The 25,336-nt window shown below is 70.5% G+C and carries 26 protein-coding genes; 5 read left to right on the top strand and 21 right to left on the bottom strand.

Features of this window, described 5'->3' with window-relative positions:
- Positions 1-5: 5 nt before the first annotated feature.
- The 3 genes from ABZ851_RS02570 (at position 6) to pknB (ending at position 5,007) form a co-directional block, all read left to right on the top strand.
- Entirely contained in the window at positions 6-1,391 is a 1,386-nt protein-coding gene (locus ABZ851_RS02570) for an FtsW/RodA/SpoVE family cell cycle protein (RefSeq protein WP_093492245.1), read from the top strand.
- The gene (locus ABZ851_RS02565) at positions 1,388-2,857 is read left to right on the top strand and encodes a penicillin-binding transpeptidase domain-containing protein (protein WP_361121012.1); all 1,470 of its coding nucleotides are present in this window, start codon (positions 1,388-1,390) and stop codon (positions 2,855-2,857) included. The genes ABZ851_RS02570 and ABZ851_RS02565 overlap by 4 nt, the downstream gene beginning before the upstream one ends.
- Positions 2,858-3,003: 146 nt before the next feature.
- Positions 3,004-5,007: a Stk1 family PASTA domain-containing Ser/Thr kinase gene (pknB, locus tag ABZ851_RS02560; protein ID WP_361121009.1), complete on the top strand. Its 2,004-nt coding sequence runs from the start codon at positions 3,004-3,006 to the stop codon at positions 5,005-5,007.
- Between the two features lie 150 nt (positions 5,008-5,157).
- On the opposite strand, the gene ABZ851_RS02555 is transcribed toward pknB, so the two are convergent.
- From ABZ851_RS02555 to ABZ851_RS02530, 6 genes are all read right to left on the bottom strand, one after another.
- Positions 5,158-5,898, bottom strand: coding sequence for a class E sortase (locus tag ABZ851_RS02555; protein ID WP_361121007.1), 741 nt, complete (start codon positions 5,896-5,898; stop codon positions 5,158-5,160).
- Positions 5,899-5,923: 25 nt separating this feature from the next.
- Complete coding sequence (locus ABZ851_RS02550) at positions 5,924-7,444, bottom strand: class E sortase (protein ID WP_361121004.1); 1,521 nt, start codon at positions 7,442-7,444, stop codon at positions 5,924-5,926.
- On the bottom strand, positions 7,441-8,097 hold the full coding sequence (locus ABZ851_RS02545; protein ID WP_311623133.1) for an aminodeoxychorismate/anthranilate synthase component II: 657 nt from the start codon (positions 8,095-8,097) through the stop codon (positions 7,441-7,443). The genes ABZ851_RS02550 and ABZ851_RS02545 overlap by 4 nt, the downstream gene beginning before the upstream one ends.
- Positions 8,094-8,270, bottom strand: a complete 177-nt coding sequence (locus tag ABZ851_RS02540) for a hypothetical protein (protein ID WP_006604449.1) — start codon at positions 8,268-8,270, stop codon at positions 8,094-8,096. The genes ABZ851_RS02545 and ABZ851_RS02540 overlap by 4 nt, the downstream gene beginning before the upstream one ends.
- 81 nt (positions 8,271-8,351) lie before the next feature.
- A complete protein-coding gene (locus tag ABZ851_RS02535) occupies positions 8,352-9,092 on the bottom strand; it encodes a class E sortase (protein WP_361121000.1) in 741 nt (246 codons plus the stop codon).
- 38 nt (positions 9,093-9,130) lie between these two features.
- Positions 9,131-9,892, bottom strand: coding sequence for a DUF881 domain-containing protein (locus ABZ851_RS02530; RefSeq protein ID WP_361120997.1), 762 nt, complete (start codon positions 9,890-9,892; stop codon positions 9,131-9,133).
- A gap of 180 nt (positions 9,893-10,072) precedes the next feature.
- Here ABZ851_RS02530 and crgA point away from each other — a divergent pair, with 180 nt between their 5' ends.
- Positions 10,073-10,330: a cell division protein CrgA gene (gene crgA, locus ABZ851_RS02525; protein ID WP_088798793.1), complete on the top strand. Its 258-nt coding sequence runs from the start codon at positions 10,073-10,075 to the stop codon at positions 10,328-10,330.
- A gap of 235 nt (positions 10,331-10,565) precedes the next feature.
- Here the strand turns inward: crgA and ABZ851_RS02520 are convergent, their stop codons facing one another.
- Together ABZ851_RS02520 and ABZ851_RS02515 are read right to left on the bottom strand one after the other, a co-directional pair.
- A complete protein-coding gene (locus ABZ851_RS02520) occupies positions 10,566-11,483 on the bottom strand; it encodes a rhomboid family intramembrane serine protease (RefSeq protein WP_361120994.1) in 918 nt (305 codons plus the stop codon).
- Positions 11,484-11,625: 142 nt separating this feature from the next.
- Positions 11,626-12,153 carry a peptidylprolyl isomerase gene (locus ABZ851_RS02515; RefSeq protein ID WP_088798795.1) on the bottom strand — a complete coding sequence of 176 codons (528 nt, stop codon included), beginning with the start codon at positions 12,151-12,153 and terminating at the stop codon, positions 11,626-11,628.
- A gap of 408 nt (positions 12,154-12,561) precedes the next feature.
- Here ABZ851_RS02515 and ABZ851_RS02510 point away from each other — a divergent pair, with 408 nt between their 5' ends.
- Positions 12,562-13,275 (top strand): DUF5324 family protein, encoded by a 714-nt coding sequence (locus ABZ851_RS02510; protein WP_361120990.1) that lies wholly within the window; start codon positions 12,562-12,564, stop codon positions 13,273-13,275.
- 133 nt (positions 13,276-13,408) lie between these two features.
- Here ABZ851_RS02510 and ABZ851_RS02505 read toward each other — a convergent pair whose 3' ends face one another.
- The 13 genes from ABZ851_RS02505 to ABZ851_RS02445 form a co-directional block, all read right to left on the bottom strand.
- Positions 13,409-14,692 carry an MFS transporter gene (locus ABZ851_RS02505; protein WP_361120987.1) on the bottom strand — a complete coding sequence of 428 codons (1,284 nt, stop codon included), beginning with the start codon at positions 14,690-14,692 and terminating at the stop codon, positions 13,409-13,411.
- Positions 14,693-14,883: 191 nt separating this feature from the next.
- Positions 14,884-15,894, bottom strand: coding sequence for a 2,3-diaminopropionate biosynthesis protein SbnB (gene sbnB / locus ABZ851_RS02500; protein ID WP_361121788.1), 1,011 nt, complete (start codon positions 15,892-15,894; stop codon positions 14,884-14,886).
- A gap of 5 nt (positions 15,895-15,899) precedes the next feature.
- A complete protein-coding gene (gene sbnA / locus ABZ851_RS02495) occupies positions 15,900-16,880 on the bottom strand; it encodes a 2,3-diaminopropionate biosynthesis protein SbnA (protein WP_361120984.1) in 981 nt (326 codons plus the stop codon).
- A gap of 202 nt (positions 16,881-17,082) precedes the next feature.
- Positions 17,083-18,000, bottom strand: coding sequence for a diiron oxygenase (locus ABZ851_RS02490; protein ID WP_361120981.1), 918 nt, complete (start codon positions 17,998-18,000; stop codon positions 17,083-17,085).
- A gap of 84 nt (positions 18,001-18,084) precedes the next feature.
- The gene (locus ABZ851_RS02485; RefSeq protein WP_361120978.1) at positions 18,085-18,690 is read right to left on the bottom strand and encodes a LysE family translocator; all 606 of its coding nucleotides are present in this window, start codon (positions 18,688-18,690) and stop codon (positions 18,085-18,087) included.
- A gap of 94 nt (positions 18,691-18,784) precedes the next feature.
- Positions 18,785-19,744 carry an ornithine carbamoyltransferase gene (locus ABZ851_RS02480; RefSeq protein ID WP_361120975.1) on the bottom strand — a complete coding sequence of 320 codons (960 nt, stop codon included), beginning with the start codon at positions 19,742-19,744 and terminating at the stop codon, positions 18,785-18,787.
- 86 nt (positions 19,745-19,830) lie between these two features.
- The gene (locus ABZ851_RS02475) at positions 19,831-20,013 is read right to left on the bottom strand and encodes a (2Fe-2S)-binding protein (RefSeq protein WP_361120972.1); all 183 of its coding nucleotides are present in this window, start codon (positions 20,011-20,013) and stop codon (positions 19,831-19,833) included.
- Entirely contained in the window at positions 20,010-21,374 is a 1,365-nt protein-coding gene (locus ABZ851_RS02470; RefSeq protein WP_361120969.1) for an aminotransferase class III-fold pyridoxal phosphate-dependent enzyme, read from the bottom strand. The genes ABZ851_RS02475 and ABZ851_RS02470 overlap by 4 nt, the downstream gene beginning before the upstream one ends.
- The gene (locus tag ABZ851_RS02465) at positions 21,362-22,366 is read right to left on the bottom strand and encodes a hypothetical protein (RefSeq protein WP_361120966.1); all 1,005 of its coding nucleotides are present in this window, start codon (positions 22,364-22,366) and stop codon (positions 21,362-21,364) included. The genes ABZ851_RS02470 and ABZ851_RS02465 overlap by 13 nt, the downstream gene beginning before the upstream one ends.
- Positions 22,350-23,186 carry a hypothetical protein gene (locus ABZ851_RS02460; protein ID WP_361120963.1) on the bottom strand — a complete coding sequence of 279 codons (837 nt, stop codon included), beginning with the start codon at positions 23,184-23,186 and terminating at the stop codon, positions 22,350-22,352. The genes ABZ851_RS02465 and ABZ851_RS02460 overlap by 17 nt, the downstream gene beginning before the upstream one ends.
- The gene (locus ABZ851_RS02455; protein WP_361120960.1) at positions 23,183-23,926 is read right to left on the bottom strand and encodes an alpha/beta hydrolase; all 744 of its coding nucleotides are present in this window, start codon (positions 23,924-23,926) and stop codon (positions 23,183-23,185) included. Before ABZ851_RS02455 ends, ABZ851_RS02460 begins: the two co-directional genes overlap by 4 nt.
- The gene (locus ABZ851_RS02450) at positions 23,923-24,603 is read right to left on the bottom strand and encodes a hypothetical protein (RefSeq protein ID WP_361120957.1); all 681 of its coding nucleotides are present in this window, start codon (positions 24,601-24,603) and stop codon (positions 23,923-23,925) included. Before ABZ851_RS02450 ends, ABZ851_RS02455 begins: the two co-directional genes overlap by 4 nt.
- On the bottom strand, positions 24,603-25,280 hold the full coding sequence (locus ABZ851_RS02445) for a hypothetical protein (protein WP_088798808.1): 678 nt from the start codon (positions 25,278-25,280) through the stop codon (positions 24,603-24,605). The genes ABZ851_RS02450 and ABZ851_RS02445 overlap by 1 nt, the downstream gene beginning before the upstream one ends.
- Positions 25,281-25,336: the final 56 nt, after the last annotated feature.

Here is a 25,336-nt window from a genome sequence, read left to right as displayed (position 1 = left end):
ATCTCATGAGCAGCAGCACCACCAACACCACCACCATCGGCACCATCGGAGCCCCGAGCCGCCGCAACACCGAGCTGGCGATGCTCGTCTTCGCGGTGCTGATTCCGGTGTTCGCCTACGTCAACGTCGGCCTGGCGAAGGACGGTTCGGTGCCCGCCGGCGTACTGGGCTACAGCCTGGGCCTGGGCCTGCTGGCGGGCGTCGCGCATCTCGTCGTCCGCAAGTGGGCGCCGTACGCGGACCCGCTGATGCTGCCCATCGCCACCCTGCTCAACGGGCTGGGACTGATCTTCATCTGGCGGCTGGACCAGGAGCCCTCGCTGGGCAAGGCGATGGCGCCCAACCAGCTGATGTGGTCGACACTCGGTGTCGCCTTCTTCCTCGCCATCCTGATCTTCCTCAAGGACCACCGTGTCCTGCAGCGCTACACCTACATCTCGATGGTGGTGGCGCTGGTCCTGCTGGTCGCTCCGGTGTTCTTCCCCGGTGTGAACGGCGCGAAGATCTGGATCACGATCCCGGGTCTCGGCTCGCTGCAGCCCGGTGAGTTCGCGAAGATCATCATTGCGATCTTCTTCGCCGGCTACCTGATGGTGAAGCGCGATGCGCTGGCGCTGGCCAGCCGCCGCTTCATGGGGCTCTACCTCCCCCGCGGCCGTGACCTCGGCCCCATTCTCGTCATCTGGGCGCTCAGCCTGATGATCCTGGTCTTCGAGACCGACCTGGGCACCTCGCTGCTGTTCTTCGGCCTGTTCGTCGTGATGCTGTACGTGGCCACCGAGCGCACCAGCTGGATCGTGTTCGGCCTGCTGCTCAGCGCCGGCGGCGCGGTCGCGGTGGCGACGTTCGAGTCGCACGTCCAGACCCGTGTCCACAACTGGCTCAACCCGCTAGAGCTGGCCAACGGCGGTGTCACCGAGACCGCCCAGGCCATGTACTCCTTCGGGTCGGGCGGCATCCTCGGCTCCGGTCTGGGACAGGGCTACTCCCGCCTCATCCTGGGTATCGCGCCGAAGAGTGACTACATTCTCGCCACGGTCGGCGAGGAGGTCGGCCTGGCCGGGCTGATGGCCATCCTGCTGCTGTACGGCCTGCTGATCGAGCGCGGCATCCGCACGGCGCTGGCCGCCCGCGACCCGTTCGGCAAGCTGCTGTCGATCGGCCTCTCCGGCGCCTTCGCGCTGCAGGTCTTCGTCGTCGCCGGCGGTGTGACGGGCCTGATCCCCCTGACGGGTATGACGATGCCGTTCCTCGCCCAGGGTGGCTCGTCCGTGATCGCCAACTGGGCACTGGTCGCGATCCTGCTCCGGATCAGCGACACCGCGCGCCGTCCGGCGCCGGCTCCCGCCCCGTCCACCGATGCCGAGATGACCCAGGTGGTCCGCCCGTGAACAAGCCCCTGCGCCGGGTCGCGATCTTCTGCGGCCTGCTCGTCCTCGCTCTGCTGGTCCGCGTCAACTGGGTGCAGTTCGTCGAGGGTGACCAGCTCAAGAACGATCCGCACAACCGCCGGGTCGCCATCGAGCGCTACAGCACCCCGCGCGGCAACATCATCGTCGACGGCAAGGCCATCACCGGCTCCACGACCACCGACAGCGGCGACTTCAAGTACAAGCGCACGTACAAGAACGGCAAGATGTGGGCGCCGGTCACCGGCTACGCCTCGCAGGCCTTCGACGCCAACCAGCTCGAGAAGCTGAACGACGGCATCCTCAGCGGCACCGACGACAGGCTCTTCTTCAGCCGCACGGTCGACATGTTCACCGGCAGCAAGCAGAAGGGCGGCAACGTGGTGACCACCCTCGACGCCAAGGCCCAGAAGGCCGCCTACGACGGCCTGGGCAAGCAGAAGGGCGCGGTCGCCGCGATCAACCCGGAGACCGGCGCGATCCTGGCGCTGGCCAGCACCCCGTCGTACGACCCGTCCACCTTCGCGGGGATGAGCAACAAGGACGCCGAGGCGTACAACGGGCTGCAGAAGAAGAACGACCCCGACGAGCCGATGCTCAACCGGGCGCTGCGCCAGACCTACCCGCCCGGCTCCACCTTCAAGGTCGTCACGGCCTCGGCGGCGCTGCAGAACGGCCTCTACACGGACGTCGACACCAAGACCAGGTCGCCGCTGCCCTACACGCTCCCCGACACCTCGGGCATCGAGCTGAAGAACGAGGGCAACATCCCCTGCGAGGACGCCACTCTGCGGGAGGCGCTGCGCTGGTCCTGCAACACGGTGTTCGGCAAGATCAGCGCGGACCTCGGCAACAAGAAGATGAAGGCCGAGGCGGAGAAGTTCGGCTTCAACGACCCGGGGATCAACACTCCGGTCCGCGCCGCGGAGAGCTTCTACCCCGAGGACAACCGGCCGCAGAACGCCATGGCGGGCATCGGCCAGGCCTCCAACCGCGCCACGCCGCTGCAGATGGCCATGGTCGCCTCGGCGGTCGCCAACGGCGGCAAGCTGATGAAGCCGTACATGGTCGACCAGCTGGTCGCGCCGAACCTCAATGTGGTCCAGAAGCACACGCCGCAGGAGATGAGCCGGCCGCTGAGCGCGGAGAACGCCCAGAAGGTGCAGAGCATCATGGAGACCGTGGTCAAGCAGGGCACGGGAACCAACGCCCAGATCCCGGGCGTCATCGTCGGCGGAAAGACCGGTACCGCCCAGCACGGCGAGAACAACAAGGACAATCCGTACGCCTGGTTCATTTCCTACGCGAAGACCGACAAGGGCACCCCCGTCGCGGTCGCGGTCGTCATTGAGGGATCCGACACTCTTCGCGACGACATCGCCGGCGGAAAGCTTGCCGCTCCGGTCGCGAAGCGCGTCATGCAGGCGGTACTCGAAGGCGAGAAGTGACGCGGGCCATGCCAATACCGGTCACGTATCAGGTTGCGGCACCGGCCCGGTCCGGTGCGGCGTGCCGGGTACGGTATGCCCGGACAGCACACCGCCGGACCACACACCGGTGCGGTCGGGACTGACGGAGAGGGCTGGAGAAGCTTATGGAAGAGCCGCGTCGCCTCGGCGGCCGGTACGAGCTGGGCTCGGTGCTCGGCCGCGGTGGCATGGCCGAGGTGTACCTCGCGCATGACACCCGCCTGGGCCGCACCGTAGCTGTGAAGACGCTGCGGGTGGACCTCGCCCGTGACCCGTCCTTCCAGGCCCGGTTCCGCCGTGAGGCCCAGTCGGCCGCCTCGCTGAACCATCCGTCGATCGTCGCGGTCTACGACACCGGCGAGGACTACGTCGACGGTGTCTCGATCCCCTACATCGTCATGGAGTACGTCGACGGCTCCACGCTGCGTGAGCTTCTGCACTCCGGAAGAAAGCTGCTGCCCGAGCGGTCGCTGGAGATGACCACCGGTGTCCTCCAGGCGCTGGAGTACTCCCACCGGGCCGGCATCGTCCACCGCGACATCAAGCCGGCCAACGTCATGCTGACGCGCACCGGCCAGGTCAAGGTCATGGACTTCGGCATCGCCCGGGCCATGGGCGATGCCGGTATGACGATGACGCAGACCGCGGCGGTCATCGGCACGGCGCAGTACCTCTCCCCCGAGCAGGCCAAGGGCGAGCAGGTCGACGCCCGCTCCGACCTGTACTCCACCGGCTGTCTGCTCTACGAGCTGCTGACCGTCCGGCCGCCGTTCGTCGGTGACTCACCGGTCGCGGTGGCCTACCAGCATGTCCGCGAGGAGCCCCAGAAGCCCAGCAACTTCGACCCCGAGATCACGCCGGAGATGGACGCCATCGTCCTGAAGGCGCTGGTCAAGGACCCCGACTACCGCTACCAGTCGGCCGACGAGATGCGGGCCGACATCGAGGCGGCGCTGGACGGGCAGCCGGTGGCGGCGAGCTCCGGCATGGCCGCGGGCGGCTACGACCAGGACCAGCCGACCACCATGCTGCGGCCGCAGGACCCGGCCGGCCAGACCTCCATGCTGCCGCCGATGAACCCGGACGACGGGGGCTACGGCTACGACGACCGCGGCGACCGGCGCCGTGGCGGCGGCCAGAAGAAGAGCAACACCTCGACGATCCTGCTGGTGCTGGCGGCCGTCCTCGTCCTGGTCGGTGCGATCTTCATCGGCAAGGCGATGTTCACCGGCAAGAGCCCGGGCGGCAAGACGCCGGTGCCCAACCTCGTCGGCAAGACCCTCCAGGAAGCCAAGTCGTTCGGCAGGAACGGCAGCTTCAAGGTCACCGAGGGGGGCCGCAAGGCCTGCGACAACGTCAAGAAGGGCCAGGTCACCGAGCAGAGCCCGAAGCCCGGCAAGGAGATCGACAAGGACGAGACCGTCACGGTCACGCTGTGCACGGGCCAGGAGAAGATCTCGGTGCCCAGCGTCACGGGTCTGACCGAGGACAAGGCGCGCTCGGACCTCAAGGAAAAGGGCTTCACAAACATCGAGAGCAAGCCCATGGTCTCCGACCGTGAGCCCGGCACCGTCGCGGACCAGAACCCGGCGGCGAACTCGCAGCGGACCAAGGACGCGAAGATCACGCTGTCGATCGCCACGGAGAGCCCGAAGAAGCAGGTCCCCGACGTCAAGGGCCAGGACTTCGCCGCGGCCCAGAAGCAGCTGCAGGACCTGGGCTTCACGGTCGCCAAGAGCGAGCAGGAAACCCCCGACCCCAACCAGGTCGGCAAGGTGCTCGACCAGACTCCGGCGGGCAACACCAACGCCAAGGTGAACTCCACCGTGACCCTCACGGTCGGCAAGGCGGGCGCTCAGACACCGGTTCCGGGTGTGGTCGGGCAGAAGCTGAAGGATGCGAAGAAGGCGCTTCAGCAGGCCGGCTTCACCAACGTCTCGCTCGCCGGCGGCAGTCCGCAGGACGACAACGCCCGCGTCATCAACCAGGACCCGCAGGCCAACACGCCGTCCGATCCCAAGACCACCACCGTGACGCTGACCACCATCGGCGGTGGCGGTGGCGGTGGCGGCGGCGGTGACGACGGCGGAGGCGGCATCTTCGGCGGAGCCTTCGGCGGCAACCACTAGCGGTCCCCGCGACGAGGAAGTACGAAGCCCCGGCACCCTGGGAAGGGTGCCGGGGCTTCTTCGTTGTCCGCACCGCACACAGGGGGCCGCGCGCGGGTCTCGGGCAGGCTCTTGGGCGCGTGGGAGCGGGCCGGGCCTGCCCCGGGGCGGCTAGCGGAGTTCCTTGGGGGGTGTGCGGTCCGCATCGACCTTCTCGGTGCGTTCCAGCTCGCCCCAGACGATGAAGCGGTAGTTCGAGGTGTAGACCGGGGTGCAGGTCGTGAGGGTGATGAAGCGGCCCGCCTTGCGCTTGCCGGATTCCTTCGGGATGTCGTCGAGGACGTCCACGTTGTACTTCGAGGTCTCGGGCAGCGTCGCGAACACCTTGTAGACGTACCAGGTGTCCTTCGTCTCGAAGACGATCGGGTCGCTGTCCTTGAGCTTGTCGATGTTGTGGAACTTCGCGCCGTGGCCGTCACGGTGCGCGGCTAGGGTGAAGTTGCCCTTCTTGTCCTCCGGCAGCTCCGACTTGACCGGCTTGGTGTAGTAACCGGCCACGCCCTCGTTCAGGATGTCGGCGTCGGTGCCCTTCTTGACCAGGACCTCGCCGTTGTCCATCGCCGGCACGTGCAGAAAGCCGATGCCGTCCTTGGTGTCCAGCTTCCCCGGGCCCTTGGGGCCGTTGCTCGCCCAGTGCTTGCGGACCTGGTCGCCCTGCTGGTGCGCGGCGCGGTCGGCGAGGACATTGGTCCACCACAGCGAGTAGGCGACGAACAGGCCCAGGATGACCCCGGCCGTGATCAGCAGCTCACCGATGACGCTGACGACGGCGGCGATGGCCCGGAGCACCCGGCGCGGCTCGGGTGGTGGCGCGGACCGCTTGCATTCCTCGTCGGTTCCGGTTGCAGTCACCGCGCAGCACCCCTCTTGTGTTCACTCAGCCGGCGAGCGCATCCGGTTTGCCCTTGCTCCGCGGCCGCTCGTCGACCATCTTGCCCCAGACGATCATCCGATAGGTACTGGTGAATTCCGGGGTACAGGTCGTCAGGGTGATGTAGCGGCCGGGGCCGGTGAATCCCGACCCGGGCGGCACGGGACCGATCACGCTGGTGTTGCTCGGAGAGGTCTGCGGGAGGATGCTCTCCATCTCGTAGGTGTAGTACGAGCTCTTCGTCTCGACGACGATCTTGTCGCCCTTGGTGAGCTTGTTGACGTAGCGGAACGGCTCGCCGTGCGTGTTGCGATGCGCCGCCACCGCGAAGTTGCCCTTCTTGTCCCAGGGCATCGCCGTCTTGATCCCGCTGTTCTTGTCGTAGTGACCGACCATGCCGTGGTCCAGCACACGGTGCTTGTCGATGCCCTCGGCTATCGGGGCCTTCACATCCAGCTTCGGGATGTACATGATCCCGAAGCGCTCACCGTCCGCGAGATTCTTCTTCTCGCCGCCGCCCTTGTCCCACTCGTGCTGCAGGTTGGTGGCAGCGCCGCCCGCCTCCTCTTCGGCCCTCACATTCGTCCACCAGAGCTGATAGGTGACGAACAGCAGCATCAGCACGCCGAGGGTGATGAACACTTCGCCCAGCGCGCGGCTGGCGATCAGGCTGGGGCTGTCCTTGGCGGCGCGCGCGGCCTGCCGGGCCTCCAGCCGGGACATGGGGGCGGGCGCCGTTCCAGAGGAGGTCCCAGCGGCTGCTGTGGCGGCGGCCGCGCCGCTGTGGCGCCCGCGCCGCCCGCCGCGCTTGGCGGCCTCCTGAGCGGCCTTCCGCCGGGCCGCCCGGCCGCCGGATGCCGGAGTCGACGCCACGGTGGCTGCCGAGGTCTCGGTTTCACGTGAAACCGCGGCGTCCGTTTCACGTGAAACGGCTTCCTCACCGGGCTTCTCCGCCTGACGCAGCGCCATGGTCTCGTTGTCGCCCTGCCATGGCGGGGCAGCGGCCGGCGCGGGGCGCGCGGCCGGCGCGGAGCTGACGGCGGAGTCGGGGCGCGCGGCGGGCGCGGGAGCGGGCGGTACCGGCGTCTCCGGTGGGGCATACGGCCGGGATATCGAGTCGGTCACCGCGGGGCGGGCGGCGTAGCCGGGGCCGGCTTCCTGGCCGTAGGGGGCCGTCTCGGAGCCGTGGCCCTGGCCGTCCGTCCGGGACGGCCTCTCCGGCTCCAGATGCGGGCGGAACCACGGTGAGCCCTGGCTCCCGCCCTCCTCAGCCGCCTTGCCCCGCCGTCGCCCCCGGCCCGGCTGCCCGTACGGAGCGGGTGCCGGTGGTGCCACCCGGCCCGGCAGTGGATCGTTCAGCGGGTCGTCGAGCTGTTCCACCGCCGCCTCGAACGCATCGGGGTACCCGTACGGATCCGGTGATCCCTGCGGTTCCTGCGGCCCGTACGACTGCTGCGGCCCGTAGGACCGTGGCGAACCGTCCGGCTCGGAGGATCTCCCTTCACGCTCGGGGCGTAGGTCGGTCACGCGCCGGCCTTGCCGACCACCGGGGCCAGCCCCGTGGAGCGCTCCACCGCTCCCTCGTCGCCGCATTCGACGAGCCAGTTGGCCAGCATCCGGTGCCCCCACTCCGTCAGCACCGACTCGGGGTGGAACTGCACGCCCTCGACCGGCAGTTCGCGGTGCCGCAGACCCATCACGATCCGCCCGCCGGGGACCTCCTCGGCCTCCGTCCAGGAGGTGACGAGCAGTTCATCGGGGACGGTGTCGGGCTCGACGGCGAGGGAGTGGTAGCGGGTGGCGGTGAACGGGGAGGGCAGGCCGGCGAAGACCCCGGCGCCCTCGTGGAGGACGGGCGAGGTCTTGCCGTGCAGCAGCTCGGGCGCCCGGTCCACCACGCCGCCGTACGCGACCGCCATCGACTGCATGCCCAGGCACACACCGAAGACCGGGACGCCGGTGTCCGCGCAGTGCCGGACCATGTCGACGCAGACGCCGGCCTGCTCGGGGGTGCCGGGCCCGGGGGACAGCAGCACGCCGTCGAAGCCGTCCCGCGCATGCCGCGGCTCGACCTCGTCGTTGCGCAGCACCTCGCATTCGGCACCCAGTTGGTAGAGGTACTGGACGAGGTTGAAGACGAAGCTGTCGTAGTTGTCGACGACGAGAATCCGTGCGGTCATCGGACGGCTGCCATCCCTTGGTCGACAGTGACGTCATTGAAGGGGAGCAGCGGCTCCGCCCACGGAAAGACGTACTGGAAGAGTACGAAAACGACCGCCAGCGCGAGCACCAGGGAAATCAGTGCCTTCACCCAGGTGTTGCCCGGCAGATGCCGCCAGATCCAGCCGTACATGCTGTCGCTGTCCCCTTGCCGATGCCGATGACGATGACGATTGCGACACCAGAGTAAGGGGCGAGGGCGGGCACAGGTGGGTCAGCCGGTCAAAGCCGATGGCCTTCCCTGCGCCACGGGTTGGGTGGAATCGAGGTGTCCCCAGGCGATCAGCCGGTGGCTGTGGCCCCATTCCGGCTCGCAGGTCGTGAGCGTGAGATAGCGGCCGGGGCCGTGGAATCCGGACTTCGGCGGTACGGGGTCAATCACCCCGATGTCGCCGGGCAGCGTCGTATAGGGCCGGCGGTCGATGCGGTAGGTGTACCAGGTCGCGCCGTCGGTGAGCACCACGGCGTCACCGGGGCGCAGCCGGGGGAAGTCCTTGAAAGGGTCGCCGTACGTGCGGCGGTGGCCGGCGACGGAGAAGTTGCCGGTCTCCCCGAGGTGCGCGGTACGGCCGTAATGTCCCAGGCCGCGCTGGAGGACGTCGGGCGCGGTGCCTTCGAGGACGGGCTTGACCCAGTCGGCGCCCAGACGCGGGATGTACATCACGGCGAAGGAAGCGCCCGGTGCGTAGCGGCGGGGCCGCGCGCCGGGGGCGGGGGTGCCGCCGGGGGCCGGCTTCGCGCCGGGAGCCGGTGTGCCGCCGGGTGCGGTGGCCGGGGCCGTGGACCACTGGTGCCGGAGCTTGCCGATCTCACCGGCCATGGCGCTGTCGGCCCGTACGCCGGTCCAGAAGAGGATATAGATCACGAACAGGACGATCAGCGCGCCGGCGGTGACGCAGATTTCGCTGAGCGTCCACGCGATCCACCGCACCGCCGTCCGGCCCCGCAGCGTCATCCGGCCCCCGCCCCTCCCGCCGCCCCGCGGCGTGCGGGCTACGGCTTCACAGGCTGTGCGTAGTGCAGATCCACTGTGCCGGAGTAGCCGGGAAGAGTCACCGCCTCGTGCTGGTCGACTTTCCAGCCCAGGCCGTAGGCGTTCACGTACTGGAGGTAGTTCTGGATGGCGGGGGAGGCGGTCAGCGCGTTGGTGAGGGCCTCGCGGTCGCCGACGGCGGTGACCTTGTACGGCGGGGAGTAGACCCGGCCCTGGAGGATCAGGGTGTTGCCGACGCAGCGCACCGCGCTGGTGGAGATCAGCCGCTGGTCCATGACCCTGATGCCCTTGGCGCCGCCCTGCCACAGGGCGTTCACCACGGCCTGCAGGTCCTGCTGGTGGATGACCAGGTCGTTGGGCTGCGGCTGGGGCACCCCGGGGATCTTGGCGGTGGCGTTCGGCGGGGCGTCGGTCAGGGTGACCGTCACGCCCTGGCCCTTGAGCGGCTTGGTGCCGGCGTTCTTCTCCAGCGCCTTGACCTTGGCTTCCTCGGCCTGGGAGTTGCCGTTGTCGCGCCGCGCGAGGGCGTCGACCTCCGCGCGCAGGGTGGCGTTGCGCTCGTCCTGGGCGCCGTTCTTGTGGCTGCGCTCCTGGATGAGGTCGGACATCCGCAGCATCGAGTCGTCCGAGCGCAGGTTGGTGCCCCGTGCGGTGTCGAAGCTCAGCCAGAACAGCAGCCCGGCGAGTGCGAACACGATGAGGGTGAGGAACCGCACGGGCCGCAGGCGGGCGCGGTGGGGGGAGTCAGCGGAATTGCTCAACGTACCCTTACTCCTTACGGCGCCTCGGAAGCACTACGCTAACGGACGCCCGGGAAAAGGAATCCGCTCCCCACCGCGTCCGTGCCCCGGCGCACCCCTCGACCCTCCCCGCGGATGGGGCACCGCCCGCCGGCGCCAAGCAGAGAGCGGGGGAGCAGCGCATCGACAGGAGAGTTCCTCGTGCCGAAGTCACGGATCCGCAAGAAGAAGGACGACTTCACGCCGCCGCCGGCGAAGACCACCAACCTGAAGATGAACTCAGGGCGTGGTTGGGTGGCGCCGCTGATGCTGGCGATGTTCCTCATCGGGCTGGTGTGGATCGTGATGTTCTACGTGTCCGAGGGTGATCTGCCGATCGGCGCCATGGGCAACTGGAACATCGTGTGCGGCTTCGGCTTCATCGCGGTGGGCTTCGGCGTATCCACGCAGTGGAAGTAGCGCAAGCCCTGCCCAAGGCCATCCACACGGTTATCCACAGCCGGGGAAAACTTCAGAAGATCTGTGGATAACCTTCCGGAGGTTGACGCCGGTGTGATCGGCGGCACCCTCCCCCGGCCTGCTTCTCCCCGCATCCTTACTGGGGAAACGCAGGTCAGGCGGGCCGGGACAAGGGTTTCGCACAGCATGCACAAGATCGGCCACGCACTGTGGACAACGTGCCGGTACAGGCCCGTCAGCCCAGCAGCTGAAGGGTCCGTACCCACACCACCGCGATGATCGCGAGCAGGGCGGCCAGGCAGGTCGCGAGGTGCACCAGGGTCCGGCGGTGGCGCGGCGCGTGCACCATCCCGAACGCCACCGCGGCGCCCACCACCAGGCCGCCGACATGGGCCTGCCAGGAGATGTTCGGCCACAGGAACGTGAAGACCAAGTTGAGGCCGAGCAGGATCAGCACCGGCTTCATGTCGTAATTCAGCCGCCGCAGCAGCACCGCGGTCGCACCGAGCAGGCCGAAGATCGCGCCGGACGCACCCAGCGAGGGCTGGTTCTGCGCGGCGAGGAGATACGACAGGGCGCTGCCGCCCAGGCCGGCGAGCAGATAGAGCGCGATGAACCGCAGCCGGCCGAGCGCCGCCTCCAGCGGAGGTCCCAGCCACCACAGCGAGAGCATGTTGAACGCGAAGTGGGCGATCTGTGCGTGCAGGAACATCGCGGTCAGCAGGCGGTACCACTGGCCTTCCGCGACACCGACCAGCCGGAACTGCCCCGGGTCGGCGGCGAGCCCCACCAGGTCGAGACGGCTGAGCAGCCAGCCCGTTTCGCCACCGTTCAGCAGGACGGCGAGGAAGACCGCGGCGTTCAGGCCCAGCAGGATCTTGGTGATCAGCCGCGGATCGGCCGCGAGGGTGCCGCCCGCGAGAGTGCGCGGAGCCGTCGCCCCCGGCGGGTGGCCGGTGCCGCTGCCGGTGCGGACACAGGACGGGCACTGGAAGCCGACCGAGGCGCTGACCATGCACTCCGGGCATATCGGCTGCTCACAGCGGGTGCAGCGGACGCCGGTCGGGCGGTCGGGGTGGCGGGAGCAGCCGGGCAGGCCGTCGTCGCCCTGCGCGTCCTGCGGCGTGTGCGGGCTGCCTGGCACCTGGGTCATCCGTCCCTCGTCCTCTTCTCCGTCCGGGCGCGTCCATGCGTCACCCCGCCCGGCCCCGTTCCGGACGAGCCTCGCGCCCCGCCTGATGTACGACCGGGCGGGGCGCAATGGTTCCCCGGACCCGGCCGGGGCGCAACGCGGCTCAGCGGGTCTCGACGACCACCGACTCGATGACGACGTCCTTGACGGGACGGTCGGTGCTCGGGTTGGTCTGGGTGCCGGCGATGGCGTCGACGACCTTCTTGCTCGCCTCGTTGCTGACCTCACCGAAGATGGTGTGCTTGCCGGTCAGCCACGCCGTCGCGCCGACGGTGATGAAGAACTGCGAGCCGTTGGTGCCCGGACCGGCGTTGGCCATGGCCAGCAGGTACGGCTTGTTGAAGGCCAGGTCGGGGTGGAACTCGTCCCCGAACTCGTAACCGGGGCCACCGGTACCGTTGCCCAGCGGGTCGCCGCCCTGGATCATGAAACCGCTGATCACCCGGTGGAAGACGGTGCCGTCGTACAGCCGGTCCGTGGACTTCTTGCCGGTCGCCGGGTGGGTCCACTCCCGCTCGCCCTTGGCGAGCTCGACGAAGTTCTTGACCGTTTTGGGGGCATGGTTCGGCAGGAGCCGAATCTCGATGTCGCCCTGGTTGGTCTTCAGGGTGGCGTAGAGCTGCTCAGCCACGATCTACCTTCCATAAGTCTTCGCTGACGGTTCCTGATCCTCGCACGGACCGGCCCTCCCAGGGCCCGACCGCGGCCGCTCGCCGAGCTCCGCGCCGCGTTTCGCCCCCGCCCCGCCACGGCCCCGCCATGGCACCGCCACGCCCCTGCACGCCCCTCGCGCCGCGGCGTGCGCGCCGTCCGGCCGCCGCCGCTGATGCTCTTCGTACGGTTTTCCACCGCCCGGAGCGGGAAATCGTGGCATTGTCGTCCACAAGGCTCCGGAACGTCTGCAATGACCCGGATGCCCGCTCGCACATGCCGTACGACGCATGAGCGGGCATGATCTTCAAACGGGTGGACAGGCGATACAGCAGACACGGGGGAACAGCCCCCAAGCCCCGGATACGCCACCGAGGAGGAGGATCCCGTGACCCGCAAGGACAGCGTGCGCGCCGCGACCGGTACGGCCAAGGACAGCGTGCGGCACGCCGCGGAGGTGGTAGCTCCTTATGCCGGTACGGCCAAGGACGCCGCCGTGCACTTCGCTCACGAGGCCCGGACGCGAGCGGCTCCCAAGGTGGCCGAGGCCGCCCACCAGGCACGTACGCAGTACGACACCCATCTGCACCCGCGTATCGAGCACGCCCGTGGCACCCTGCCGCCCAAGGTGGACGCGGCGGCGACCCGGGCGGCCTGCCGGACCCGCAAGGCGGCCCGCCAGGCGGCCGATTACACGGCGCCGCGGCTGGAGAACGCCGTGACCCACGCGCGCGCCGCGGCCGAACCGGTACGCGACGAAGCCCTCGCCCGCGGCACCGCCGCGCTCGCCGCCCTCCGCGGCCAGGTGACGGCGGCCGAGATCGCCAAGCTCCAGAAGAAGCACAGCCGGCGGGCCAAGTGCGGCAAGCTCGCCAAGCGCCTCACCGTGCTGGGCATCCTGGCCGGCGGCGCGGTCGCCGCCTGGAAGTGGTGGGACAAGCAGGCCAACCCGGACTGGCTGGTCGAGCCGCCGGCCCCCACCGAGGTCAGCGACCGCGAACGGCTGAGCTCGGTCGACGGCAGCCAGGGCGCCTCGCTCGACCCGGAGATCCAGGCCAAGCAGGCCGAGGCCGACGAACACGGCGGCGGCACCACGGCCTGACGCACCGGCCCGGCCACCGGCCACGGGCACCTCACCGGGCACGCCGACGGGCCGTGTCCCGCCCCGTACAGGCGGCGGGACACGGCCCGTTGGCGTACGCCGTGCACCGGGTGTCCGGCTCCGGCCGGGGCCGTCAGGCCAGGTCGCGCATCCGCCGGATGGGGCTGCTCCACAACGCCAGCGGCGCCAGGAAGGCCAGCGCGCACATCACCCAGACGGCGCCCCGGTTGCCCAGTGCGGTGGCCGCGCCGCCGGCCACCAGCGCGCCGACGGGGATGGCTCCCCAGGAGATGAAGCGCACGGTGGCCATGACACGGGGCAGCAGGTCGAGGGGGGTCACCGTCTGCCGGTGGGTGCGGGTGAGGATGCTCATGACCACTGCCGCGGCCCCGAAGCCCATGCTGCCCAGGGCGAAGAGGAGCAGCCCCCAGCCCGCCTGCGCCAGCGGCATCAGGAGGGCGCACGCCGCGCCGGCGAACGTGCCGTACACCAGGGTGCGGGCGCTGCCCAGCCGGTTCACGAGCCGGGTGGTGAGCGTCGCCCCGACCAGGCTGCCCAGGCCCTCGGCGGCGATCAGGAGGCCGACGAGGCTCGCGGGGGCGTGCAGCGTCCGCACGAGGAAGACGGGCGTCAGCGCCATGAGGCCGCCGAGGATGAAGTTGGTCAGCGTCGCGGCCGCCGCACAGGGACGGATCACCGTGTGGTGGGCCACGAAACGCCAGCCCTCCTTGATCAGCGCCACGGTCGACTCGCGCTCCGCCGGCGCCTTGGGAGGGGCGGCCCTGGGCAGGCTCCACAGGAGCAGGGCCGAGACCAGGTAGCTGACGGCGTCGACGACGAGGCTCAGGGCCGCACCGCAGAACTGCACGAGCACGCCGCCGAGCGAGGGACCGCCCAGCTGGGTCGCCGAAGTGGAGGCGGAGGAGAGGCTGTTGCGCGCGGTCAGCTCGTCCTTGCTGACGATCGTGGGGAGGAACGTCGAGTTGCCGACGTCGAAGACCACCGTCGCCAGGCCGATGACCAGCGCGACGACGACGAGCTGCGCCAGGTGCAGGACGCCCAGCGCGTAGGCCACCGGCACCGAGACGATGGCGGCCGCCCGGAGGAGGTCCATCACCACCTGGGTGCCGCGCAGCGGGAGGCGCTGCACGATGACCCCGGCCGGCAGCCCGATCGCGATCCAGGCGGCGTACTGCGCGGCCGGCAGCAGGCTCACCTCGAACGCCGAGGCCTGCAGCGCCCCCACGGCCAGCAGCGGCAGGGCGACGGTGGTGACCGCGTCACCCGCCTGGCTGACCGTGGACGCGGTCCAGTAGCGCCAGAAGACGGACAGGCCCCTGCGGCGGGCGGCGGGCGCGCCGGTGGCCGCGGACGGGGCTGCCGCGTCCGTCCCGGCGTCCTCGTGCTGCGCCGTCATCGGATACCCGCTTCGGTGGCGGGGGCCGGGCGGCGCGGTTCGCCGGCCTCGTTCGCTCTCATTCCTTCTGCCTCCTGAGGGGGAACGTCCGTGATCTGCTGAACGGGACGGACTGCTGACGGACTACCGGACTGCCGGCAACTTCTGACGGACTGCCGTCTGCCGACGGGTTGCCGGCGGGCTGCCGGCGACTAGCGGGACCACCGTTCGGTCTCACCGAAGAAGTCGGGGATCTCCACTGCTGAAGAGGCTTCCTTGGCGGACGTGTACACATGCATGCCGACCGCGAGATCGAGCACCCCGAGGCCGAAGGGCGAGAAGATCCTGGGCTTGTCGTGGCCGAGGTGCACCTCACCGGTCAGCACACCGGCGAGCGTGCCGTCGATGAAGTCGTGATGCCCGAACTTCTGCTGTGCCAGGTGGGGAGAGGTGTTCGCGGTGAGGCAGTGGTCGATGTCGTCCAGGATGTTGTGGGAGCCCGCGATGATGTCCGGACCGATGTCGCGCAGCGAGATGTTGAGCACGTTCTGGCCCGGCGCGAAGGCCGGCTCCTCGACGACGTAGGGCTCCCCCGCGGTGGTCGCGAAGACCACGAGGTCCGCGCCGTCGACCGCGGCGGCCAGCTCCTCCTCCACGGACGCCGTCCCGCCGAGTTCGCCGATGAAGCCGGCGAGCTTGGCGGCGTACTCCGGAACCGCGTCGTGGAGGGCGAACCGGCCGGTCTTCCAGCCGGCGGCGTGGAAGAACTCGACGATGTTGCGGGCGATGATGCCGGCGCCCACCACGGCGATCTTCCCGGCCTCGGCGGTGCCCTGCAGCGCCTCGGCGCCGATGACGGCCGAGGCCGCCGTCCGCGCGGCGCTGATCTGCGACGCTTCGAGGCAGGCGAAGGGGTAACCGGTCTCGTAGTCGTTCAACAGCAGCGCGGCGGACGCCCGGGGCACGTTGCGGGAGACGTTCTCCGGGAAGCTGGAGATCCACTTGATGCCTGCCACGCCCTGGTCGCCGCCCACGTAAGCGGGCAGGGCGATGATCCGGGAGCTCGGCTTCTCCGGGAACCGCAGGAAGTAGCTGTTCGGGTTGACCGTCCGGCCTTCATGATGCGTCAGGTAGGTCTCCCGCACCTGACGGATGATCTCCGTCCGGGAGCGGGCAATGATGCGGCGGGCCTCCGCACCGGGCACCACGTGGAACGAGAACACTCGGCTCATCTCCCTGCCTGGCCGACGAGTTCGCCGGCCGATAGTGCTTCGGGCCCGAAGGTACGGGCCACCCAGTCATCGTTGTAAACGGTCTGTGCGTAGCGGTCCCCGAGGTCCGGCGAGAGCGCCACCACCCGGGAGTTCTCGGGGATGTCCGGGGCCATGCGCGCCACCGCGGCCAGCACGGAACCGGTGGAACCGCCGACGAAGATCCCCCGCCGGGCGAAGGAACGGCAGGTGCGTACGGCCTCGGCCTCGGGCACCATGATGATCTTGTCGGGTGCCTGGGGGTGGCAGATCTCCGGCCTTCTGCTGGTGCCCAGCCCGGGAATGTGGCGGGGCCCCGCCGGATGGCCGAAGGTCACGGAGCCCTCGGAGTCGACGGCGATGATCTGCGTGGCCGGGGAGTGCTTGCGGAAGTGCGCCAGGCATCCCATCAGGGTCCCCGAGGTACCGGCGCCGACGAAGAGGTGGTCCACGCGGGCGATCTCGCTGAGGATCGCGGTGGCGGTGTGTGTCTCGTGGGCGCGGGGGTTGGCGGGATTGGCGTACTGGTTCAGCCAGACCAGGTCCGGCTCCGCGGCCAGCCGTTCACGGATGTAGGCGATCCTCGTCCCGAGGAATCCGCCGTTGGCATCGCGGTGGCTCACCTGGACCACCTCCGCGCCCAGCGCGCGCATCAGAGCGGTGCTGTGGGGCGAGGTGTTCGGGTCGGTGACGCAGGTGAAGGAGTACCCCTTGGCGGTGGCCACCAGTGCCAGCGCGATCCCGAGGCTCCCAGACGAGGACTCGATGAGCCGGCCGCCCGGCAGCACCTCTCCCGCGCCCTCGGCGTCCTCGACCATGCTGACGGCCGCCTTCAGTTTGATGGACCCGGCAGGGTTCAACCCTTCCAGTTTCAGGAAGACTTCGCTGCCCGGCACCAGATCACCGAGGCGTAGAAAGATGTCATCGGTGATGACTTCATAAGCGTGATCGAGTATCACGGATTACTCCTGCTCCACGAAGTGGGCTGCTCGCACACCGCGGGCCGGACGCGATCAGGGGCAGTCGGTTCACCGGTTCCCGGCGGCGGGCACCCGGCCCGGGTGGGGCGGGGCGGCGGCGCGGACACGGCAATTCCCGTGGTGCGATATGGATTTGGTGGTACCACACACTTCCGGACCTCGTTGTGGGCTCCTGATCCGGTCAGACCAGGCCCGCCGCCGCGAAGGCCTCCTCGGCGCCCGGCATCTCCAGCACGCCCACCGACTCGAAGAGCCGGACGGTGTGCCGGGCCGAGTGGCGGATCTGCTCGCGGACCTGCGCGGGCGCGTACGCATCGGCGACGACCTGCTCCACACCGTCCTTGTCCAGGCCCGCCAGGCCCAGCGAGTTGCGCACCGGCGCCAGGTCGGGAGCCAGACTGCGCAGGACCAGTTCCGGCAGACAGCGGGCGGAGCGCTCGCGCAGGGCCGGGTCCAGGTCGGTCCACAGCTCCTTGAAGAACCCGGAGAAGTAGGCGTGGTGCCTGCCCTCGTCCTCGGCGTGATCGCGCACCACGTCCCGCACGGTGGTCACGACCAGGGGGTCCTTGGGGACGTCCTTGAGGATGGAGGTGACCAGCGTTTCGAAGACGACGACCTGCAGCAGCTGGCTCAGCAGGGGCTCGCCCGGCATGACCTGTGCGCCGATGCCGTCCAGCTGGCTCAGGAAGGGCATGAAGTCGTAGGCGGGCACGTCGATACCGGTGGCGCCGCGCACCTGGTCGATGATGTCGAGGCTGTACAGGGCGTGGTACGCCTCGTCGCAGTAGATCTTGTACGCGTCCAGCCGCATCCCGGTCGTCACCCCCAGGCCCGAGGTGCCGTTGGCGATGCGCTCGGTGGCGCGGTTCACCACGCTCGTCTCGAAGTGCATGGTGAAGTGGAGGTACTGGTAGAGGTGCCGGGCGACGATGCGGAAGCGCTCGTCGGGACCCAGTGCGCGGACCAGCGGATGGTCCAGGTACGGGATCATCGCCTCCGGGAAGAGCGTCTTTCCCGATTCCAGGTCCTGGCCTATGACGCGCCGCGGGTCTCTTCGGACCCCTGCCTTCTCGTACCACTGGTTCAGCGGGGACTTCATGGACGTTCCTCTCGTTCCTGCAGGTCGTTCCTGTCAGGGGTGGGTGCCGCGCCGGCCGGGGCAGCGACAGGGGCTGCTGCGGTACTAGGCCATGGCCGAGACCACCAGCCAGGTGCCGATGGCGCACAGTGCCCCACCGCCCACGGTCTCCAGCGCGCGGCGCCAGCCGTCCCGCTTGAAGATGTTTCCGAGCCGCAGCACCAGCAGCGCATAGCCGCACAGGCACAGGAAGCTGAGGGCGATGTGGATAGCGGCCAGGGTGAGGGAGACGGGCAGGGAACCGTTTCCGGCCGGGATGAACTGCGGCAGGAACGAGGTGTAGAAGACGCCGACCTTGGGGTTGCCCAGGCTGGTGACCGCCCCTTGACGCCAGTTCAGCTGGGTGGGGGTGTCCACGTCGCCGAGCGGTCTGCGGGCCGAGGCGATGGCGCGGATGCCCAGGAAGACCAGGTAGGCGGCTCCGGCGATCTTGATGGCGGTGAAGAGGGCGGGCGAGGCGGCCAGCACGGCCGAGAGCCCCGCCACCGACGCCACCGCCCAGGCGACCAGCCCGGTGCACACCCCCGCGGCGGTCTGCACGGCGGCCCTGGCACCGCCGTGCAGTGCGTTTCTGATGACCACCAGAGTGTCCGCGCCGGGGGACACGACGATCAGTCCGGCCACGGCGATGTATCCGATGAAGTTGGTCATCCGGGAGGTTCTTCCTGTTCTCTGTGCTCACGTGCGGTGGTACTCGGGGCGGCCGGCGCCGGGTGGCGGGCGCCGGCCGGGTGGCGGGCGCCGGTCAGAGCCGGTCCGCCAGCCATTCCAGCGTGGACATGGCGCTGGTGAGCTTCATCCGGGCCTGCCCCCAGGCCACGGACCGGTCGCCGTCGAGCACGCTGCCGGCCACCTCCTCGCCGCGGTGGGCGGGCAGGTCGTGCAGGAAACGCGCCTGCGGCCAGCGGTCCATCAGGGCCTCGTCGACGTAGAACGGCAGGAACTTCTCCCGCCAGTCGGCGTCCGGCTTGGCGGTTCCCGTGGTCTGCCAGCGGGTGGTGTAGACGAAGTCGGCCTCGTCGGGGAGTTCACCGGTCGAGTGCACCTGGGTGAGCGTGGTGCCGTGCTGGGCCGCCCGCTTGGCCGCGGACTCCAGGGCCGCGGCCGGCAGACCGTACCCCTCGGGGGTGGCGAAGGTGACGTGGCAGCCGGAGAAGTGGGCGATGCCCTGCGCGAGGGCGGTGGCGGTGTTGTTGCCCTCGCCGAGGTAGACGATGCGCGCGCCGTCCACCCCGCCCCGGCACATGCTGATCGTCGCCAGGTCGCAGATCCCCTGCGTCGGGTGCTCCTCCGCCGCCATCGCGTTGACCACCGGGATGCCGCCGTGCCGGGAGATCTCACGCAGCTCGTCCAGCGGGCCGGCCGTCCTGGCGACCAGCAGGTCCAGCATGCTGCCCAGGATGCGGCCGGTGTCGGTGATCGACTCGCCGGTGTTGGTCTGCAGGTCGTTCGGGCCGAAGGTGACCGGGGAGGCGCCCAGGCGGAGGGCGGCGGTGGTGAACGCCGTACGGGTGCGGGTGGAGGTCTTGGTGAAGAGGATGCCCGCCACCCGGCCGCTCAGCGGGCTGCGGTGCGCGCCGATGTCCCGGTAGAAGTCGGCACCGCGGCGGACCAGTTGGTGCACATCGTCCCGGGACAGCTCGCCCAGGGAGAACACGCCCTGTTCCGGGGTCACGGGCGGCAGTCCCGTCATGAGTTCAGTCATCGGTGCTCTTCCTTCGGAGGGTGGTGTCCGGCGGGACCGGGGGTGCCCCGGTGAAGCGGTGCGGGGCGCGGGCTGCGGGGCGCGGGTCAGGGCGCGGCGTACGCCAGAAGTTCCTCGACGTCCTCGGCGCAGTCGCCGCAGCCGGTGTTGGCCGAGGTCTCCTCGCGCACGGCCGCCAGGTCGCGGCAGCCCCGGCCGGCCGCGGCGAGGATCTCGCTCTCCCTGACATGGGCGCACATGCAGATCAGGGGGTCGGCGTCGTCGGTCATGGCGTGCCGTTCCCCGGGCCGTCAGCGGTCTCCCGGTCCAGCGCGGCGAAGGCCAGATCCAGGATCTCGGCGAGCAGGTCGAGCTCGGCCTCGCCGGTCACCAGCGGCGGGTGGATGTTGAGGACGTCCGGTGCCATCCCGGTCGAGGCCACGAGCAGGCCGCAGTCGGGGTGGACGTGAGCGCCCAGCTCCCGGATGCGGGCGGCGTGGTGGCCGCTCAGCACGATCCGCGCGGTGGCTCCCATGGCATCGGTCCGGCTGATGAGCCGGGGGTGCCGGTCCGCGAGCTGCCGCAGCCGGGTGCGCAGACCGTCCTCCAGGGCCAGGACGTCCTTGTCCACGTCCTTCCACGCCTCCCAGCGGTCCAGCACGGTCTCCGTCACGGCGAGCGCGTGCGGGATCCCGACGAAGGTGGAGGAGTGGCTGCCCGGCGGGTAGTGCTCGGGGTCGGCCAGCGGTTCGCGGGCCCATACGGCGCTCAGCGCGGCCGCGCCGTTGGTGAGCGCCTTGCTCGTCACGATGACGTCCGGCCGGACGCCCGCGCGCTGGAATCCCCAGCGGGGGCCGACCCGGTGCATGCCCGTGAAGATCTCGTCGGCGATGATCACGGCGCCCTGGGCACGGGCGTGGTCGACGGCCGCGCGCAGCAGCGCGGGGTCGGGCATCACCATGCCGCCCACGTTCTGCACGGATTCGAAGACGAAGGCGGAGACCTTGCGGCCGTGGTGGCGGCCGCCGACCCCGCTGAGCTCCGAGCCCCAGCGGGCCACGGCCTGCGTGCAGCCGCCGGAGCAGCCGCCGGCGGGCCCGGCGTGCGGGCAGCGCAGGCAGTCGGGGCTGGGCAGCCGTACGACCTCCAGGCCCCAGGCGGCGAGCAGTTCGCGGTAGCGCGGGCTGCTGCTGAGCATGCTGGTCACCCCGGAGCGGCCGTGGAAGGCGCCCTCGAAGACCACGACCGTGCCGGGCCCGTTGTTGCTGAAGGCGATGCGCAGCGCGGTCTCCATGCCCTGGGCGCCGCCCAGGTCCAGCTCGACCCGGCCCGGCGCCCCGACGGCCTCGGAGCACAGCCGCTCGATGCGCTCCAGGACGCTCAGGCGCAGCTCCGACTCGCAGAACGACGGGAGGGCCGGCAGCTCCATGCAGCGGTTCAGCGCCTCGCGCAGCAGCTCGTTGTCGTATCCCCAGGAGAGGGTTCCGTTGGCAGCCTCGGCGTCCAGATACCGCCGTCCGTCGGCCGCTGTGAGGAAACAGCCCTGGCCGCCGACGAAACGGGGGACCTGCGCGGAGCGGTAGATCAGGTTGCCCGCGCCCGCGAAGGGCGGTATCTGCGTGCGCTGCGCGCCGGTGTTCACGACAGGCACCGTTCGGCCTCCTTCGCGGTCGGGTTCTCGCCGGGTGCGGCGGGCTCCCAGGCGGCTGCCGACGACGTGGGCAGCAGGGGTGCCACGCCCGGTTCGTTGCAGTCGATCCAGCCGGTGACCACCGACAGCACGTCCCAGCGGGCGCTGCCGTACGGGAGCGGGGTGCGGGCCAGCTCCGCCAGCCAGGCGCCGATGTGCTCGGGGGCGGCGGCGGTCGTGGCGAGTTCGGCCCAGGCGTCGGTGCCGCGCTCCAGGCGGCGCAGCGACAGGGCCAGGTCCAGGTCGTGCTGCGGGATGGCGGCCTCCAGCTGGGGCAGCAGGTCGTGCGCGGGGCCGCTGCCGGGCTCGGGCGGCTGCCCGGGGCCATCACAGGTCAGCGCCTCGCGGCACCACTGCCAGCCGGTCTGGTAGGAGAACAGCTGCAGCTCGCGGACGACGTCGGCCGGGTCGTCCGCGGTGTGCATGAAGTTGAACAGGCCGTTCACCCGCCCGATGCGGGTCCGCAGATCGCGGCCGCGCGCGGCCTCGGGGTCCGCGCTGCCCTTGGCTGCCGTCAGCCGGACGCTGGCGGGCATCCACGCGGGGCGCCGGGCGTCGCCGAGCAGCACCAGGAGGGAGGGGCCCGAGCCGAGCAGGTGGTCGACGACCGCGATGCGCTGCTGCGAGGCGGCGTTGAACTGGTAGCGCCACAACTCCCGGGTCAGCAGCGGATCGAAGCGCACCGGGGTCGCCGCCAGCGGGAACCAGCCCTCCTCGTACAGCACGTCCAGGAGCTGCCGGCAGCGCCGCCCGGCGACCGCGTCGGGCTTGAGCGCGACGAACGTCACGCCCCGGGAGCGTTCCAGCGCCCCCATCGCGGCGAAGGAGTCCAGTCCCTCGCGGGCGTAGGTGTCGTAGCGGTACAGCTCGCGCTTGTCGGGGTCGGCCGTCAGCGCGTCGAGCGCGTCGGCCGCGACCGCCGAGCGGCAGACCGCGTCAGTCGTCAGTGTCATCGAGTCTCTTTCCTCCGAGCGGGGTGACCTCCCCGTCGACCAGCACCACCCGGCTGCCGTCGGCGTGGCGTGCGCCGTCCACGGCCAGGCGCCCGGCGGCGAAGGCGCGCACCGTCCACTCCAGGCAGGGGCGGTCGCTCCGTTGTTTCTGGAGCAGTTCCTGCTGCCAGGCGTCCTCGGCGGTGGGGCGGCGGTCGCCGACCGGCACCGGGGGCCCCGTGCACAGCACGGCGCCGCCGTCGTGGGTCCCGTCGACGAGGAAGCAGGACGTCCGGGTCGCGCGGTGGCCCCGGCTCATGGCGAGCCGGACCGGGTCCTTGCCGGTCAGCGCCCGGCTGCCGTCGTCCGCCAGCACGCTCAGGTCGCCCGGATGCTGGTTGATCATCCGGTGGGCGTAGCGGTCCAGCAGCGCCCCCTCGATCCAGCGGTGGTAGGCCAGGACCACCAGGTCCAGCGGGCCGTTGTCCGCCTCCCAGCCCGCCATACGGGAGTTGAGCCCGTCGTGCCAGGAGCGGGCCCGTTCGCGGTAGCGGTGCAGGGCGTCCGGGCCGTCGGCGGCCGCCTGCGACGCCGAGCCGCAGTGCGCGTCGAAGTCGCCGGTCCACGCCTCCACGCCGGCCTCACGCGCCACGTCCAGCGCCGCGACCCGCGTTCCGTGGGAGGCGACCAGGCAGACCTGGAAGCGGTCCGGCGCGGTGTGCTGCAGCGACAGCAGCGTGCGCAGGTTCCCGCCGGTCGCCGAGGCCAGCACGCCGATCCGCAGCGGGCGTCCGGGCCCGGACGGGCCGAGCACCCGCGCCCGGCGCGCCGCCCCGGTCATGACGCGCTCCCCTCGGCGGCCGCCGGGTCACCGGCCAGCAGCGCCAGTACCGCGGCGCAGCCGTCCCGTTCCGGGTTGACCAGGTGCATGTGGCGGGCGCCGGGAACGGTGTGGTGGTCCACGGCGAGTCCGCCGTCCCGCCACCCCTTGAGCTGATACTCCGTCAGCTCGCTGGGTACCGCCTGGTCACAGGCCGCCTCGACGACGGTCAGCGACGCCAGGTCGGCCCGCGAGGGCCGGGGGGTCGCCTCGTCGGCGGTGCCGCCGGCCGCCAGGTGTCCGGCGAGGAAGTGGCCGACGGCCGGCCCGCCGGTCCCGGTCGCGAGGGTGTGCGCCAGGTCCACGACGGGTGCCAGCAGCACCGCGCGCCGCCCGGCGCCCCGCCCGGCGACGGCGGACAGCGCCAGGTGCGCCCCGGCGGAGTGCCCTACCAGCGTGGCGTCCCGCCAGGGCGCACCGGCGGCGTCCAGCCGCTCCAGCGCCCGGGCGGCGTCCTCGGCGGCCGCCGGCCACTGTCCGCCGTCCCAGGCCGGGCGGTACTCCACCGCGGCGGTGGCGCACCCGCGCCGCACCAGCGCCACGGCCAGCGGCTCCAGGTCGCGGGCGATGCGGTCGTGCCGCCAGAACCCGCCGTGGAAGATCACGGCCGCGCCGCTGACCGGCCCCCGCACGGGGGTGTACAGGTCGATCCGCTGCCACGGCGAGTCGCCGTAGCGCAGCACGCCTTCCTGGACGGTCACAGGACGCCCATCGCCCGCAGGCGCCCGGCCCAGTGCTCGAACCGCTCGTCGGACATGCGGACCTCGCGGCGCCGCTGTGCGCTCTCCTCGGCGGCGCCCAGCCGGTACCACACCTGGCCGTCGGACCGGCGGATCATGAAGGCCCGGTCCTTGCGCGCGGGGCTCTGGATCATCAGCGAGATCGTCTCGGGCTCGGTGATGGTGGTGTGCAGCTGCTCGTGGTCGAGCGTGATGCAGCGGCCCTCGGGCTCCTCACGCACGAAGTACGGCCAGAAGCGGTTGACGTCGGCCGTCTCGTCCAGCGGCTGGTCGGTGGCGTAGAGGGTGTGCCGGTAGGCGCCGCGCAGGATGTAGGCGGTGAAGCTGTAACGGTGGTTGTGCACCCGCTCGTACTGGTCGGTGTTGGCCAGCCGCAGCCTGATGCGCAGGCCCTTCTCCTGGTCGTCCCAGAGGACGATCTTGTCGTCCAGGGCGTGGCACTCACACTTCTCGCGGAGCTCCGGGGTGCGCCGGACCCGCTCGACGAGGGTGCCCAGCAGCTCGGGGTCGTCACCGAGGCGGCGGGCGATCCGCTCGGTGACCTCGGCGGCGGACTCGATGTCGTCCCAGCGCACCGTCGGCAGGGATTCCATCAGGGAGACCGCGGCCTGGGTGCGGTCGGCCGTCGCGCTGGTCATCACAGGACCTCCATTCCCCGCAGCCGGGCGGTGAGTTCGTCGTAGTACGCCTTGCTGATGCGCTTGCTGCCCTTGCGGGCGGCCTTCTCCTTGTCCTCGCCGAAGCGCCACCACACCCGGCCGGTCTCCCGCTCGGTGATCAGCGAGCGCTCCTTCTCCGCGGGGCCGCGCAGGAAGAGGGAGACGGTGTTGGGGGTGGTGTAGGTGGTGTGGATCTCGGAGTGGTGCAGCGTGTAGCAGTTGCCGGCGACCTCGTTGGTCACGAACCGGGGGATCACCCGCAGGTCGGAGTCCTGGGCGTCGAAGTCGTCCTGGGCGTCCTCCGGGATCCCCTCGGGGCGGCCCACCAGCTGGTGGCGGACGTGGCGGTAGTGGCCGCGCAGGATGAGGGAGGTGAAGGTGAAACGGTGGTCGTGCGGGCGGTCCCGGTGGTCCTCGGTGGAGACGTGCACCCGGATACGGAATCCGCGGTCCAGTGCGTCGTAGACCACCAGCTTGTCCAGCAGCCGGTGGTGTTCGCACTTGTCGAAAAGATCCTCCTCCTCACGGGCGCGCTCCAGCAGATGCGTCATGGTCTGCTTGTCCTCGGCGAGGGCCGTGAGGATCTCGTGGGTCTGGGCCCGCGCCTTGTGCAGGTCCGACCAGTCGACGGTCAGCCGGTCCAGTTCATCAAGCATCGCTTTCTCCTGTGTTCGCCGTGAGGGTGCTGTGCCGAGGGAGCGCCGGCGCCCGG

The organism is Streptomyces sp. NPDC047049 (genome assembly GCF_040643995.1).
Taxonomy (GTDB): Bacteria; Actinomycetota; Actinomycetes; order Streptomycetales; family Streptomycetaceae; genus Streptomyces; species Streptomyces mooreae.
Note: the sequence above shows the minus strand (reverse complement) of the source record. Positions and strands in the feature narration are given on the sequence as shown.

What these genes read in the sequence shown, in the direction of transcription:
- ABZ851_RS02570 (WP_093492245.1), top strand. Translation starts at nt 6, where the DNA reads ATGAGCAGCAGCACCACCAACACCACCACCATCGGCACCATCGGAGCC.
- ABZ851_RS02475 (WP_361120972.1), bottom strand. Translation starts at nt 20,013, where the DNA reads ATGACCGACGACGCCGACCCCCTGATCTGCATGTGCGCCCATGTCAGG.
- ABZ851_RS02490 (WP_361120981.1), bottom strand. Translation starts at nt 18,000, where the DNA reads ATGAAGTCCCCGCTGAACCAGTGGTACGAGAAGGCAGGGGTCCGAAGA.
- ABZ851_RS02545 (WP_311623133.1), bottom strand. Translation starts at nt 8,097, where the DNA reads ATGACCGCACGGATTCTCGTCGTCGACAACTACGACAGCTTCGTCTTC.
- ABZ851_RS02535 (WP_361121000.1), bottom strand. Translation starts at nt 9,092, where the DNA reads ATGACGCTGCGGGGCCGGACGGCGGTGCGGTGGATCGCGTGGACGCTC.
- ABZ851_RS02460 (WP_361120963.1), bottom strand. Translation starts at nt 23,186, where the DNA reads ATGACCGGGGCGGCGCGCCGGGCGCGGGTGCTCGGCCCGTCCGGGCCC.
- ABZ851_RS02450 (WP_361120957.1), bottom strand. Translation starts at nt 24,603, where the DNA reads ATGACCAGCGCGACGGCCGACCGCACCCAGGCCGCGGTCTCCCTGATG.
- ABZ851_RS02520 (WP_361120994.1), bottom strand. Translation starts at nt 11,483, where the DNA reads ATGACCCAGGTGCCAGGCAGCCCGCACACGCCGCAGGACGCGCAGGGC.
- ABZ851_RS02465 (WP_361120966.1), bottom strand. Translation starts at nt 22,366, where the DNA reads ATGACACTGACGACTGACGCGGTCTGCCGCTCGGCGGTCGCGGCCGAC.
- ABZ851_RS02480 (WP_361120975.1), bottom strand. Translation starts at nt 19,744, where the DNA reads ATGACTGAACTCATGACGGGACTGCCGCCCGTGACCCCGGAACAGGGC.
- ABZ851_RS02540 (WP_006604449.1), bottom strand. Translation starts at nt 8,270, where the DNA reads ATGTACGGCTGGATCTGGCGGCATCTGCCGGGCAACACCTGGGTGAAG.
- ABZ851_RS02485 (WP_361120978.1), bottom strand. Translation starts at nt 18,690, where the DNA reads ATGACCAACTTCATCGGATACATCGCCGTGGCCGGACTGATCGTCGTG.
- pknB (WP_361121009.1), top strand. Translation starts at nt 3,004, where the DNA reads ATGGAAGAGCCGCGTCGCCTCGGCGGCCGGTACGAGCTGGGCTCGGTG.
- ABZ851_RS02505 (WP_361120987.1), bottom strand. Translation starts at nt 14,692, where the DNA reads ATGACGGCGCAGCACGAGGACGCCGGGACGGACGCGGCAGCCCCGTCC.
- ABZ851_RS02445 (WP_088798808.1), bottom strand. Translation starts at nt 25,280, where the DNA reads ATGCTTGATGAACTGGACCGGCTGACCGTCGACTGGTCGGACCTGCAC.